Source organism: Arthrobacter sp. KUASC02 (assembly GCF_059739395.1).
In genome coordinates this window covers 4,605,696-4,619,955 of sequence record NZ_AP046053.1, presented here as the reverse complement: position 1 = coordinate 4,619,955, position 14,260 = coordinate 4,605,696, and the positions used below count along the sequence as shown (strand labels likewise).

10 protein-coding genes are annotated in these 14,260 nt (G+C 66.7%); 3 read left to right on the top strand and 7 right to left on the bottom strand.

The genetic code is table 11. The annotated features are described in order from the left end of the window. Nucleotides 1–12 precede the first annotated feature (12 nt). From AC6JAC_RS21215 to AC6JAC_RS21195, 5 genes are all read right to left on the bottom strand, one after another. On the bottom strand, nucleotides 13–942 hold the full coding sequence (locus tag AC6JAC_RS21215) for a dihydrodipicolinate synthase family protein (protein ID WP_028270350.1): 930 nt from the start codon (nucleotides 940–942) through the stop codon (nucleotides 13–15). Between the two features lie 45 nt (nucleotides 943–987). Continuing rightward, nucleotides 988–1,803 (bottom strand): ATP-binding cassette domain-containing protein, encoded by an 816-nt coding sequence (locus AC6JAC_RS21210; protein WP_028270351.1) that lies wholly within the window; start codon nucleotides 1,801–1,803, stop codon nucleotides 988–990. Then, on the bottom strand, nucleotides 1,800–3,944 hold the full coding sequence (locus AC6JAC_RS21205) for a dipeptide/oligopeptide/nickel ABC transporter permease/ATP-binding protein (RefSeq protein ID WP_028270352.1): 2,145 nt from the start codon (nucleotides 3,942–3,944) through the stop codon (nucleotides 1,800–1,802). Before AC6JAC_RS21205 ends, AC6JAC_RS21210 begins: the two co-directional genes overlap by 4 nt. Nucleotides 3,945–3,947: 3 nt before the next feature. Further along, nucleotides 3,948–4,904 carry an ABC transporter permease gene (locus AC6JAC_RS21200; protein ID WP_043438059.1) on the bottom strand — a complete coding sequence of 319 codons (957 nt, stop codon included), beginning with the start codon at nucleotides 4,902–4,904 and terminating at the stop codon, nucleotides 3,948–3,950. 110 nt (nucleotides 4,905–5,014) lie between these two features. Continuing rightward, nucleotides 5,015–6,637 (bottom strand): ABC transporter substrate-binding protein, encoded by a 1,623-nt coding sequence (locus AC6JAC_RS21195; RefSeq protein ID WP_028270354.1) that lies wholly within the window; start codon nucleotides 6,635–6,637, stop codon nucleotides 5,015–5,017. A 140-nt stretch (nucleotides 6,638–6,777) separates the two neighbouring features. Here AC6JAC_RS21195 and AC6JAC_RS21190 point away from each other — a divergent pair, with 140 nt between their 5' ends. Beyond that, complete coding sequence (locus tag AC6JAC_RS21190) at nucleotides 6,778–8,457, top strand: sialidase family protein (RefSeq protein WP_028270355.1); 1,680 nt, start codon at nucleotides 6,778–6,780, stop codon at nucleotides 8,455–8,457. On the opposite strand, the gene disA is transcribed toward AC6JAC_RS21190, so the two are convergent. Continuing rightward, nucleotides 8,454–9,530, bottom strand: coding sequence for a DNA integrity scanning diadenylate cyclase DisA (disA, locus tag AC6JAC_RS21185; protein ID WP_028270356.1), 1,077 nt, complete (start codon nucleotides 9,528–9,530; stop codon nucleotides 8,454–8,456). The genes AC6JAC_RS21190 and disA overlap by 4 nt on opposite strands. A gap of 360 nt (nucleotides 9,531–9,890) precedes the next feature. Between disA and AC6JAC_RS21180 the strand changes: the two genes are divergently transcribed. Next, entirely contained in the window at nucleotides 9,891–11,504 is a 1,614-nt protein-coding gene (locus AC6JAC_RS21180) for a peptide chain release factor 3 (RefSeq protein ID WP_028270357.1), read from the top strand. Between the two features lie 77 nt (nucleotides 11,505–11,581). Continuing rightward, complete coding sequence (locus tag AC6JAC_RS21175) at nucleotides 11,582–13,045, top strand: GAF domain-containing serine/threonine-protein kinase (RefSeq protein ID WP_497966531.1); 1,464 nt, start codon at nucleotides 11,582–11,584, stop codon at nucleotides 13,043–13,045. A gap of 8 nt (nucleotides 13,046–13,053) precedes the next feature. On the opposite strand, the gene AC6JAC_RS21170 is transcribed toward AC6JAC_RS21175, so the two are convergent. After that, entirely contained in the window at nucleotides 13,054–14,256 is a 1,203-nt protein-coding gene (locus AC6JAC_RS21170) for a PucR family transcriptional regulator (RefSeq protein WP_347894062.1), read from the bottom strand. Between the last annotated feature and the right edge of the window lie 4 nt (nucleotides 14,257–14,260).

The following is a 14,260-nucleotide window of genomic DNA, read 5'->3' as shown; positions in this document are numbered from 1 at the left end:
CAACGCGCCTGATTAGACGAGCCCGTTGCGTTCCAGGATGGCGCGGATTGCCTTGGTCTCGTCGTCATTGAGGGAGAGCATCGGCACGCTCATGGTGTTGGATTCGATGATGCCCATGACCTGGAGCGCGGTCTTGAAAGCGCCGAGGCCCGCCGCCCCGCCGGAGACGCGGCCGTTGGGGGTGTAGACGATCTCGAAGAGGTCGGCCAGGCGGTCCTGCTCGCGGGCGGCCCCGGCCCAGTCGCCGGACTGTGCGGCATCGAACAGACGACGGTAGCCGGCCGGGTCCACGTTGCCGAGGCCCGGGACTACGCCCTGGGCGCCGCCGAGGAGGGCGCCGTCAACTACTACTTCGTGGCCGGTGAAGATGTCGAAGTTGTCGATATCGCGGGCTGCGAGGAGCAACTGTCGGAACGAGACGTCATCGCCGGAGGAGTCCTTGACGCCGGCAATGACGCCGTCGCGGCCCAGGCGGACCAGCAGGTCGGTGGGGAGCTTGAAGTGCGTGCGCACGGGAACGTCGTAGGCGAAGATCGGCTTGTTGACCGCGGCGTGGATGGCGCGGAAGTGTGTCTCGGTCTCGTCGGCGTTCCCGATGGCGTAGTACATGGAGGTGACCACGATGGCGTCGGCGCCGAGGTCGATGACTTTCCTGGCTTCCTCGATGACGCGGTTGGTGGTCTGCTCGTTGGCGCCCACGATCAGCGGGACGCGGCCTGCGCCGGCCGCCGAGTTGGCTTCGGCGATGGTGCTGACTACGAGTTCACGCTCGGCGTTGGTCATGTAGGGGACCTCAGCGGAGGAGCCCAGGACGAAAAGTCCGGACACGCCGCCGTCGAGCAGGTGCTTGGTGACGTTCTTCAGCGACTCAGTGTCGATGCTGCCGTCAGCGTGGCGGGGGGTGACAACCGGCGGGATAACGCCCTGGAACTGGGAAGACACGGAAAACTCCAATGATGGGTGGTTGAAAACTGGTGAGTGGAAAAGCTAGATGTGCAGCAGGCTCGGCGCGGCGCCCAGCAACTTCTTGGTGTAGTCGTTGGAGGGGGTGTCAAAGACCTGCGAGGCGGTGCCTTGTTCGACGATCCTGCCGAAATACATGACGCAGATGCGGTCCGAGACGTAGCGGACCGTCTGGATGTCGTGTGAGATGAACACCATTCCAAGGTTCAGCTGGGTCTTCAGGTCCGAGAGAAGGTTCAGCACCTGCGCCCGGACGGAAACGTCTAGGGCAGACGTCGGCTCGTCCGCCACGATGATGTCCGGGTCCAGGGCCAGGGCGCGGGCGATGGCCACCCGCTGGCGCTGGCCGCCGGAAACCTGCGACGGTGTGACTTCGGCAGCCGATTGCGGCAGGCCCACCAGGGCCAGCAGTTCACCCACCTTGGCAGCGCGGGTGGCCGCCGTGCCGATGCCGTGGATCTGCAGCGGGTCGGTCAGGATGTCCTGGATGGTCATGCGCGGGTTCAGTGCCGTGGACGGATCCTGGAAGACCACGGACACGGACCGGCCGAACTCCTTGCGCAGGGCGGCGTTCCTTTTGATGGCGGGCTTGCCGTGGAACAGGACGTCACCCGAGGTTGGTGCCTGCAGCCCCACGAGGACCGAGGCCAGCGTGGACTTGCCGCAGCCGGACTCACCCACGATTCCCACGGTTTCGCCGCGGCTGATGGTGAAGTCGACGCCGTCCACTGCCTTGACGATGTTCGGGCGGAACAGCTTGCCGCCACGGGCATGGTGGTGGACTTTGACGTCCTTGAGCTCAATGACCGGCTGGGAGCCGTTCTGCGTTGAATCAGTCACTTCGCGTCCTCCTTCAGGTGGCTCGCCCAGTAGTGGTCCGTGTTTCGCCCTCCGGCGGATGAAACCGAGGTCAGGACCAGCTGCTGGTTGGGATCGGCGTCGGGCCGCAGCGAGCGTGCGGCGAAGCGGTCGCCGGACGCGAAGTCCTGTGGTGACGGGACGGTCCCGGGGATCTGGTGCAGGCGGACGGCGTCGGCTTCGATGGAGAGCACCGCGCCGAGCAGGCCGCGGGTGTATTCGTGCCTCGGGTTCTGCAGGAGCTCCGAGGCCTGCGCCGATTCCACCACCTGGCCGGCGTACATGACCGTGATGCGGTGCGCCAGTGAGGCCACCAGGGCGAGGTCGTGGCTGACGAAAACCATGGCGAATCCGAGCTGTTCGCGCAGTTCATTCAGGAGGTCAACCACTTGTTTCTGGACGGTGACGTCCAGGGCGGTGGTGGGCTCGTCGGCCACTACGATCTTCGGTGAACGGGACAGGGCCATGGCGATCAGGACGCGCTGGCGCTGGCCGCCGGAGAGCTCATGCGGGTAGCTGGCGAGCGTGCGGACGGGATCAAGCTTGACGAGTTCCAGCAGCTCGGCCGGGGTCTTGCGGCCGCCGCGCCGGGTCAGCTGCTCCATCTGGTCCTTGATCTTCATGGACGGGTTCAGGGAGCTCAGGGCGTCCTGGTAGACCATGGCGATCTGCTGGCCGCGCAGGCCCTCGTAGGCCTTGGTGCTGCTGTGCCTGGTGGCCGGATCCAGCAGTTCCTTGCCATCGAACTTGATGGATCCCGTCACCTGCGCGGTTTTGGGCAGCAGGCCCATGATCGCGAGGGAGGTGATGGACTTGCCGCAGCCGGATTCGCCCACGAGGCCCATGGTTTCGCCTTCCCGGACGGTGAACGAGACATTGTCCACGATCGCAGTGTTCCCGTAACGGCCCGGGAAACTGATGGACAGGTTCTTCACCTCCAGGATGCTGCGTGCGCCGGCCGGGACCTGCGGGAGCCGGTCGGTCCGGCTGGCCTCGATCGCTGTGAGCAGTTCCAGTTCCCTGTCGAGGAGGAGGTGCGGGTTCACCGCAGCCAGTTTCGGATCGGACAGGACGGCGGACTCGCTGTAGCGCTCGTCGGTGAGGACGTCACCATAGGCGGCACGGACGCCGTCGAGCTCGTGCTCTTCCAGCACTGACGGCTGGGCAACGGACATCGCTACCCGTGTATCCACAGGCTCGACGGCGGCACCCGCCGCAGCGCCGGACACAGCAGCCGCAGAGCCGTCGTCGTCTTTCACAACCGGCGCCTTGCGCAGCTTCGGGTTGACCATGGCGTCGGTGAGGCCTTCGGCCAGGATGTTCAGCGACAGCACGGTGAGCAGGATGGTCACACCGGCGAAGGTGGTGGCCCACCAGCCGCCGGACAGGACCAGGTTGCGGCCGTAGGAGATCACGTTGCCCCAGGACGGTGCGGGATCCTGCACGCCGGCGCCGAGGAAGGACAGCGAGGCCTCAAGGATGATCGCGTCCGCCACCATGACCGTGGCGAACACCAGGACGGGGGCTGCGGTGTTTCGGACGATGTGCTTGAGCAGGATGTAGAAGCGGCCCGCACCGATCACGCGCTCGGCGCGGACGTAGTCTTCGCTGTACTGCGAGAGCACGTTGGCGCGGACCACGCGGGCCAGCTGCGGCGTGTAGATGATGGCGATCGCAATGATGATGGTGGGAACCGAATTGCCGAAGGCCGCCAGGAGCACCGCCGCCAGGGCAATACCCGGGAACGCCATGAGGATGTCCATCAGCCGCATGATGATCTCGTTGACAGCCTTGCTGGAGGTCGCCGCGAACGAGCCCAGCAGGGCACCGGCCAGGATGGCCAGGGCCACCGCGCCGAGGCCGATCATGAGCGAGGATTGTGCACCGAAGAGCAGCCGGGAGAAGATGTCGCGGCCCAGCCGGTCCGTTCCGAAGAAGTGCTCGGCGCCGGGCGGGGTGGCCGGGATGAAGGTTTCCAGCGGATCATGCGGGGCGATGACCGGGGCGAACACGGCCGCGAGGACGATCAGGACCAGGAAAAGGAGGGCAATGCGGGAACCCCAGGGCAGGGCCTTGAAGCGGAGGCCCGGGGCACTCAGCCGTTCAGCGAGTTTGCTACGCATGAGCTATACCGTCCTGATTCGGGGGTTGATGAGCAGGTACAGGAGGTCCACCACGATGTTCACCAGAACGAAGGTGACCGAGATGGTGAGCACCACGCCCTGGACGAGGTTGACGTCCAGGTTGGTAATGCCGTTCAGGATCAGCTGGCCCATGCCGGGCAGGGCAAAGATCATTTCAATCACGACGGCGCCGCCCAGCAGGTAGCCCACGCGCAGTCCCAGCACGGTCACCGGAGTGACCAGGGCGTTGCGCAGGACGTTTTTGGAGACCACCTCGCCGTAGGGGACGCCGTTGCCGATCGCGGTGCGGACGTAATCGCGGTCGAGTTCTTCCACCATCGATGTGCGGACCACCCGGATCAGTGACGCGGAGACCGGGATGCCGAGCGCGAGGGCCGGAAGGGCCATCGAGTTGAGCCAGCCGCCAAAGCCGGATTCCGGCGTCGCGATGCCCCCGGAGGGGAACAGGGGGCTGGAGCCGAGGGCGAACCACTGGATCAGCAGGATGCCCAGCCAGAACGACGGCGTGGCGATCGCGGCGATGGAGAAAACGCGGACCAGCTGGTCCTGCCACTTGTCGCGGTAGAGGGCGCCGAGGATGCCGAATGCGAGGGAGAGGACGATCGCGATGAGGACGCCCAGGAAGGTCAGCTGCAGCGTCAGGGGGAACGCCGAGCCGATCATGGAGGCCACCGATTTTGCGGGCGGGGTGGTGACACCAAGATCGAACTGCAGCAGCTTGCCAAGGAAGCGGAGGTACTGGAGGACCAGCGGATCGTTCAGGCCGTTTTCCTGGCGGTACTGCTGTTTGGCTTCCTCGCTGGCGCCGTCGCCCAGGGCCGAGCTGGCCTGGTCGCCGGGAGCGGCCTGCAGGACAAGGAAGACGAGCAGGGTGATGCCCAGGATCATCAATGGCAGTGCTGCGAGTCTGCGGCCGAGCAGACGCAATATCGTGACCAATTTGTTCTCCGGTTTGTTTGGTTGTGCCGCGGGGGCCGCGTCACAGGGTGGTGCTTTGCCGGCCCGTCGCAGCGTCTCGGCTGCGACGGGCCGGTGCTTCTCAGCGCAGCTTAGGCAGTGCGTCCGACGTCGATGAAGGACATGCCGGTGGTGGGCAGGGGCTTGAATCCGTTGAGCTTCTTGCCGTCCCAGGCACTGGGCAGCTGGCGGTGGAAGACCGGGTAGAGCGGCACCTCGTCGGAGATGAGGTCCACGATTTCGCCGGTAATCTTCTTGGCATCTGCCGCAGCGGCCTGTGATCCCTTGTTCATCAGCTCCTGCAGCTGGGCCCGTTCAGGGGCGGTCCAGTAGGCGCGCTTTTCCATCCAGGTGGCACCGGAGTAGAACCAGCTCAGGAGCAGGTCCGCGTCGTTGCCGAAGACGGACGGGTCGCCGGGAGCTGCGACCACCGAGTAATCGCCGGTGCCCACGCGGTCGGTGTACAAGGCGCCTGACTGGATGCTCTTCACGGTCACCTTGACGCCCGGGATCTTGTTCCAGGATTCGAGGATCAGCGGGGCAACGTCCTTGACCCAGGCGGTGTCTGTGGTCAGCAGCTCGAATTCGAGGTTGGTGACCCCGGCCTGCTTGAGCAGGTCTGCGGCCTTGCCGGCGTCGTAGCCGTAAACGTTCTTGGCCTTGACGTAGTCCGGGTGGCCTTCCTGGAAGTAGGAGCTGGCGGGCTTGGCGTTGCCGAACAGCGCCTTCTTGATGATGGCCTCCTTGTCCAGGCCGTAGTGCAGGGCCTGGCGCACCAGCTTGTTGTTGAAAGGAGCCTTCTTGCAGTTGAACATAAGGAACAACATCCCGAAGGACTGAACTGATTCGACGGTGACCTTCGACTTCAGGCCTTCAATATCGAGGTAGGGGACATCCTCGATGGCCTGGACGCGGCCGGACTGGACGGCGGTGACGCGGGCCGCGGCATCGGAGAGCAGCAGCCAGTTCATCCCCTTGGCCAGTGCCGGCTTGGGGCCGTTGTAGTCGGCGAAGGCTTCGAAAACGATCTTGTCGTCCTTCACGGCGGAAACAAGCTTGTAGGGGCCGGAGCCGACGGGCGCGGCGTCGAAGGCCTTCAGGTCGGTGGCCAGTGCCTTGGGCACAACCTTGACTACGGAGATGCGGGATGCGAAGCCCGGGAACGGGTACTTGAGCGTGAACTCGACCGTCTTGGCGTCTACGGGCTTAACGTCCTGGATGAACGGGATGAACTGCGAGAACAGGGATTTGTTCGCGGGGTCCATAACGCGGGTGAAGGAGAACGCGACGTCTTCGGTGGTGACCGGGGCGCCGTTGTGGAACTTGGCGCCGTCGCGGATGGTCACCTGGTAGGTGGTGTCGTTGACCTTCTTGGGGTCGGCTGCGGCCAGTGCGTTGTACGGTTCGCGGGTGGCCGGGTGGAGCTCGATGAGGCCCTCGAAGATGTGCAGGTTGGCGGCCATCGGGGTGGCGCCGGAGGAGCTCAGCGGGTCGAAACCGGTGGAGAGGGCGTAGGAGATGCCCGCTTCGATGATGAGGTCCTTGTTGATGGCTCCGCCACCGGCGGCGGTGCCGGTGGTGGTGGCCGCAGGCCCGCCGCAGGCTGCCAGGGTGGTGGCGAAAGCAGCTGCGACGCCCGCGGCCCCGCTCAATTTCAGGAAGCTCCGGCGGCTGGCGGAACTGACCAGCGGAAGGTTCTTGATCGTCTTATCCATAGAGTTGCCTCACCGTTCAGATAGTTATCGGATGTAGGACGTCCGATGCTCGTAGGAAAACTGTAAGGGCGGTCACAAGGTTCCGTCAAGTGTGACCCGGCTCGCTTGGCCCCGCCGTTCCGGGCTTCTAGGCTGAAGATATGACATCCCACCTTATAAATTGCCCGGAAGGCATCCCGTTGGCCCGGCCCGACGTAGAGCACGTGCTGGCGGAAAGGGGGCGGGGCGGTTACCGGCAGTACAGGATTCCGGCGCTGGCCGTGACAACCCGCGGAACCCTCCTTGCCGCCTACGACGGACGGCCCAATCTCGATGATCTTCCCAGCCCCATCGACCTGTTGCTGCGGCGCAGTGTGGACAACGGGCGGACCTGGCGGGATCAACAGGTGGTGCGGACCGGCGTCGGGCTTGAAGGCTACGGGGACCCCAGCCTGCTGGTGGACGCGGTGACCGGCAGGATCTTCCTGTTCCATGCAGCGGGCACCCGCGCCGGCTTCTTCGAAGCCGCCGCAGGGTTGGGCACGGGCGATGACGTCCAGCACTGCGACCTCAGCTTTTCCGACGACGACGGACAGACCTGGCGTCACCGTCGCCTCACTGCCCAGCTTAAGCTCGGTGGCGGCCCGGAGCGCGGAATCACCGGAATCTTTGCCGCCGCAGGACAGGGCATCCAAATCCATGCCGGCCCGTTTACGGGCAGGCTGGTCCAGCAGTTCGTGGTCCTCGTTGCGGGGAACATCCTGGCGGCCTCCGCCTACAGTGACGACCACGGGGAGACCTGGACACTGGGTCAACTCATTGGCGCCGAGGCCGGCGCCGCGGCACCCAATGAAAACAAGGTTGTCTGCCTTAGCGACGGCCGGCTGCTGCTGCACAGCCGGGCAACGCCGCGCCGCCTTTCCGCGATTTCCGGCGACGGCGGGCACACCTGGAGTGCGCTGGCCGCCGTCGAGGGCCTCCCGGACCCGGGGGACAACGGCTCCCTCGCCCGGTTTGACGGACTTCCCCTGCCGGCGGGGCACGCCATGGCGGAAACGGACACCTGGCTGCTGGCAAGCAACAACCACGACCCCGCGCTCCGCCGTAACACCGTCCTCAGCCTCTCGCGTGACAACGGAGCAACCTGGCCGGCGAAGCTCGTCATTTGCCCGGGCAGTTCGGCATATTCAACAGTGGCACGCCTTCCGGACGGCAATATCGGCGTCCTCTATGAGCGGCAGGGCTACCGGCAAATTGTGTTCTGCTCGATTCCGGCAGCGCAGGTCACGGAGGCCGGCGCACCGCCGAAGGACGGGCCGGGCGACGACGGCGTGGTTTTCGACATGGAGCTGCGCTCCATTACGCCCGGCCGCCCCGCCGTCTGGCGGAACGCCGGTGAATTCCATGTGATGGCACCTGCCGCGGCCGGCGACTGGGACGTCCACACCTGGAAGGAGATCGGACAGGGCTACTCGCCGGAGGCAGCCCAGGTGATCGGAACCCGGGAGGCGCAGGACCTGAACTACGGGCCCGTCATCCCCGGCTACAAGGAGGGGGACATCCTCGCCTTCACCGGACGTGCCCGCAACCACGGCAGTGCGTTGGCGGCCGGCGTGCGGCTGACCGGACCGGGCGCTGCGGGTTTCGATGCCGCAGACCTGCAGCCCGGCGAGGAGGCGCTGTACTTCACCCCGGTCTGCACGGTGACGGCGGAGGACATCGAGCGCGGCTTCCTCGACATCAGGTACGCCGTGGAATGGGCGGCCCGGGGCCGGGGCCGGCGGCTGGAACGCCGTCTCACCGTCAACACTTCGGACGGGACCGTGGAGGCCCGGACCTAGAGGAAGCGGTCCAGCAGGCTCGCTTCGGCCATCCGGCTCAGTCCCTCCCGGACGGTGCGGGCGCGCTGGTCGCCGATGCCGTCCACGGTCATGAGGTCATCGATGGTGGCCGCCATCAGGTACTGGAGGCCGCCGAAGTGGTCCACGAGCCTGTCCGCCACAGCCTTGGGCACTGCCTTCAGGCCGGACAGGAGGCGGTACCCGCGCGGCTGCACCACGGCGTCGAGCGTGTCCACGCCTCCGGCGAAGCCGATGATGCCGGCAATCCGGCTGAGATCGATCAGTTCGGTGGGTCCCAGGCTGAGCAGGGCACTGACAGCGCCGTCGATGTCCTCGGGGGACGCGTTCGGGCCGGCGTAATCACGGATGATCACATCGCTGCCGGGCCCGCGGCCCACGGTGAGTTCGTCCAGCTGCAGCGACAGCAGGCGCCCGTCTTCGCCGAGTTCCAGAACGTACTGCGAGATTTCCTCGGAGATCCGGCGCACCATTTCCTGGCGCTGCAGTGTCACCGCGACGTCGCGGACGGTGACCATGGCTTCGATTTCCAGGGCGGAGAGCGAACTGGTGACCTGGTCCAGGCGGGACCGGTAGCGTTCCAGCGTGGCCAGCGCCTGGTTGGCACGGGCCAGGACCTTCTCGGAACCTTCGAGGACGTGCCGCAGCCCGTTCACGTACAGGGCGATGATCTGCATGGACTGGCTCACCGAAATCACGGGAACCCCGGTCTGGATGGCGACGCGCTCGGCCGTGCGGTGCCTCGTGCCGGATTCCTGGGTCTCGATGCTCGAATCCGGAACCAGCTGGACGGCCGCCCGGAGGATGTTGCCGGCGTCCTTGTCGCAGATGATGGCGCCGTCCATCTTGGCGAGTTCACGGAGCCGCGTCGGCGAGAAGTCGATCCCGATGTCGAATCCGCCGGAGCAGATGGACTCAATGGTGCGGTCCGAGCCCAGAACGATCAGCGCGCCGGTCCTTCCGCGGAGGATGCGTTCCAGACCGTCACGCAGAGCGGTGCCTGGAGCCACCCTGCCCAGAGTCGCCTTCAGCGAATCCTCAGGGCTCCGAGCCATAGGTTGTCCCTTCAAAGGTGCAAGCCGTTGCCTGCAAGTATGCCGGTTTTACGATTCCGCCGACAGGATCAAAAGTACTCAATTTCCCACTGGCTCCATCCTAGAGGCAAAGGAGTGCATTAACCGCACGGACAAGCCTCAAAGTGGCCCGTTTGACCTGCCGCCGGGAACGGCCCCGAAGGCACCGGACGGCGACGGCGGGAGGCGGCAGTTGGGCGTCCACCGGCGGCTCCTGCCGCCCTGCGATAAACTGGGAACCTTGGCTGCACAGTTCACGCCTGCCGGCCCCACGTTCACAACGCACGTCCACGTCACGCATAAAGCCCAGCCCACCCCCCCTGTCGCAGCGAAAGTAGCACCGTGTCTCAAGAAGTCCTTAGCCCCGCCCGAGTCCAGGAGATTCACAAGCAGGCGGCCCGGCGTCGGACTTTCGCGGTCATTTCCCACCCTGACGCCGGCAAGTCCACGCTCACCGAAGCCCTGGCCCTGCACGCGAAGGTGATCGGCACGGCCGGCGCGTCCAGCGGCAAGGCCAACCGCAAGGAAACAGTCTCGGACTGGATGCAGATGGAAAAGGACCGCGGCATCTCCATCAGCTCGGCCGCCCTGCAGTTCGCCTACCGGGACACCGTGATCAACCTCCTGGACACCCCCGGCCACGCCGACTTCTCGGAGGACACCTACCGCGTCCTGGCCGCCGTCGACTGCGCCGTGATGCTGGTTGACGCCGCCAAGGGCCTGGAAACACAGACCATGAAGCTCTTCGAGGTCTGCAAGCAGCGCAACCTGCCCATCATTACGGTGATCAACAAGTGGGACCGCCCCGGCCTGGATGCACTGGCGCTGATGGACGAAATCACCGAGCGCACCGGCCTCCAGCCCATGCCGCTGACCTGGGCGGTGGGCATCTCCGGTGACTTCCGCGGCGTGTGGGACCTCCGGAACGACCGCTTCGCCAGGTTCCAGCGCAACAACGCCGGCGCCAACATCGCGCTGACCGAGTACTTCACCCCGGAAGAAGCCGCCGCCAGCCAGGGGGACGACTGGTCCAACGCCGTGGACGAAGCCGGGCTGGTCATCGAATCCAACCTTGAGTTCAACACCGACGCCTTCTACGCGGGCAAGGCAACGCCCATCCTCTTCAGCTCCGCCGCCCTCAATTTCGGCGTCAAGGAGATCCTGGACGCGCTGGTGGACTTCGCCCCGCCCGCGGCGCCGCGGCCCGACGTCGACGGCGACCCCCGGCCCGTCGATGCCCCCTTCGCGGGCTTCGTCTTCAAGGTCCAGGCCGGCATGAACAAGGCCCACCGCGACCACGTCGCCTTCATCCGGGTCTGCTCCGGTGTCTTCGAACGCGGCATGGTGGTCACGCAGACGCGCACCGGCAAATCGTTCGCCACCAAGTACGCCCAGCAGGTGTTCGGCCGTGAGCGCGAGGTCATCGACGAAGCCTTCCCCGGCGACGTCGTCGGACTCGTGAACGCCTCCTCGCTCCGGGTGGGCGACAGCCTGTTCCTGGAAGAGCCCGTGGAGTTCCCTGCGATCCCGCTGTTCGCGCCGGAACACTTCCAGGTGGCACGCTCCAAGGACCCCAGCCGGTTCAAGCAGTTCCGCCGCGGCATTGAGCAGCTTGAGCACGAGGGCGTCATCCAGGTGCTCCGCTCAGACATCCGCGGTGACCAGGCGCCCGTCCTCGCCGCCGTCGGCCCCATGCAGTTCGAAGTGGTGGAGGACCGGATGGCGCACGACTTCAGCGCCCCCATGCGCCTGGAGCGGCTCCCGTACTCGATGGCCAGGATTTCGACGGCGGATGCCATGCCCACGCTGGCCAACGTCCCCGGCGCGGAGGTGCTGTTGAGGTCCGACGGCGAATACCTCGCCTTGTTCAATGACGTCTGGGCGCTGCGCCGGATTGAGAAGAACCACCCCGACCTGACCCTCGTGCCCATCGGCACGCACAACCCCGCCAAATAGCGGGCCCGGCGTCACGCGGGCGGCCGCCGCCGGGATATCATAAGCATACTTATTAAATTAATAGCTGAGAGGCCATCATGGCTGCGAGCATGGAACCCGGTTACCTCCTCAGCGGCCGGTACCGGATTGACGTCCTCATCGGCAGGGGGAGCCAATCGGGCGTCTACCGGGCCTTCGATGAACTCCTGCAGCGTGACGTTGCGGTGAAGCTCTTCCGGGACGATCCAGGGAACGTAGACCACACCCGCCGCCAGGGCGAGGAAGTGCGCATCCTGGCCGGAATGAGCCACCACGCGCTGGTGACCCTGCTGGACGCCGGTGCGGACCTCAGCGATCCGCGGCACCGCCGCACGTACCTGGTCATGGAACTGGTCCGCGGCCCGGACCTGCGCCAACGCACGGCCCAGGGCCCCATTTCCGCGGCACACCTGGCGCTGATCGGCCACGACCTTGCGGACGGGCTCGCCTACATCCACCACCACGGCATCGTGCACCGCGACGTCAAGCCCGCCAACATCCTCCTGGTGGACTACAACATCGATGACCGCCGGCCACGGGCCAAGCTGAGCGACTTCGGCGTGGCCATGATCCTCGGCGAGGGTCGGCAGAGCGGCCCCGCGGAAAGCTCCGGAACCCCGCAGTACCTCAGCCCGGAACAGGCCGCCAGCGAGCCGGTGGGTCCGGCGAGTGACGTGTATTCCCTGGGGCTGGTCCTGCTCGAAGGGCTGACCGGCAAACCCGCCTACCCCGGGGCGCCGATCGCCTCGGCCATGGCGCGGCTGCTGCGGGATCCCCACATTCCCGAGGGCGTCGCACCCAAATGGGCAGCACTGCTCACCTCCATGTTGTCCCGGGAGCCGTCCGCCAGGCCCGCTGCCCGGGAAGTTTCCCTCGCCCTCCGGCAGGAGGTCATCAGCGCTGCCGGCCGCCGCCGGAGCAGGCGGACACCGGCCGCCGCCGACGCACCGCCGTCGGACGTTTCTGCATCGGACGTTTCTGCGTCGGATGTTTCCGCGTCGGACGTTTCTGCGTCGGATGGGCGCGCGAACGAAGAGGCGCGGATGCTCGCCGTCGAGCGTTACCGGATCCTGGACACACCCCCGGACGGAACGTTCGACCGGATCGTGGGCCTGGCCGCCCGGATGTTCTCCGTGCCCGTGGCGATCGTCAGCGTGGTGGACCGCGACCGGATCTGGTTCAAAGCCCACCACGGCACCGACGTTGGCGAGATCGGGCGGGACCCGGGGCTGTGCGCGTCCGCCATCCTCCAGGACGAGGCCTGGGTGGTCCCGGATGCCCTCACCGACCCGCGGACGCTGGCGAATCCGCTGGTTGCAGGCGAATTCGGCCTGCAGTTCTACGCCGGTGTTCCGCTGCGCACTCCCGACGGCTACAACCTCGGCACGTTTTGCATCCTGGACCGGGAGCCGCGGGAGTTCACGGCGGAGGACATCCGCACGCTGGAGGACCTGGCCGCGATCGTGATGAACGACCTTGAGCTGCGGCTGCAAAGCCGGAGCGCGCTGGCAGCCGGCAGATGACCGGGCTCCTAGCGCCGCCCCGCATGCAGGGCCAGTTCCAGCTCGAAACGGGCCCGCGGGTCTTCCAGCGCCTCCCCGAAGAGTTCGCGCAGCTGCGCCGCCCGGTAGCCCACGGTCTGCGGATGGATGCCCAGCTCGGCCGCCACCGGAGCGCGCTGGCCCCAGTGGCGCAGCCAGGAGAGCAGGGTCTCCGCCAGCCTTTCGCGCTGTGCCGGACGCAGGCCTTCCAGTGGCGCCAGCCTGCGCTCCGCCAGCTCGGCAATGGCCGAGGGCTCGGAGCCGAGGACGATCTGCGCCAGGTGGTCGTCCGCCCAGATCGGCGGATCCTCGGGGCCTTCGCGCGGCGGCAGCACGGAGGCTGCGAGCACGGCCAGCCGCAGGGAATCCGGCACCTTTTCCCAGCCGCCCGCCGGACCCACGGCAGCGGACCTGCCTTTCAGCGCCTTCTCCAGCGCAGCCCGGGCGGCATCGGATTTCCTGGCCGGGACAAGCGCCACGGCGTCCGTTTCGCGTTCAACCACCAGTGTTCCCGGGCCCAGCTGCAGCCGGAGCCCTGCCGACCGGTCCAGCGGGAGCGTGACCACCACCAGCCTCGCCGGCAGGGACCAGTCGGCCATGGATGCCGCCTGCCGCAGGGCGGCTTCGTCCGCCTGGCCCATCAGCAGCAGCTCCAGCAGCTCGGTCCTGCGCCGGTCCACCGCTCCCGCGCGCTCGGACTGTTCAAAGGCGTAGGCCTCGGCGCTCACGGCGGACAGCTCGTCGATGTAGGCCAGGATCGATTCGCCCAGGTCCACCACAACGCTCAGGCCCAGGTCCTTTTCCATCGAGATCTTCGACATTTCCCGGAACGTTACGCGGGCACCCATGCGGTAGGCGCTCAGCAGCGCGTCCATGCTGCGCCCCTGGCGGAATTCGCCGCTGCCAAGGCCTGCCACGAGCTCCCGGCTCTCCTCGGACAGGGCGGGCAGCCGGGTGCCGGGCAGCTGCAGGAAGCGCTCCAGCGCCGCGGCCACCCCGCGCCGCAGGCCGCGTCCGAAGCGGCCCTCGATGGGCCTGGCGTAGGCCGGAACCAGCTGCGGAACCGCGTCGATGATGGCCTCCACAATGCCCGGCATCCTGGGTCGCAGCAGGTCGCTGACCTCCCGGGGCAGGGCCAGCCACGGCGGATCGTACGCGGGGGCTGCAGGACTCTTCGAGGCCGGAGGGTTCATGAGA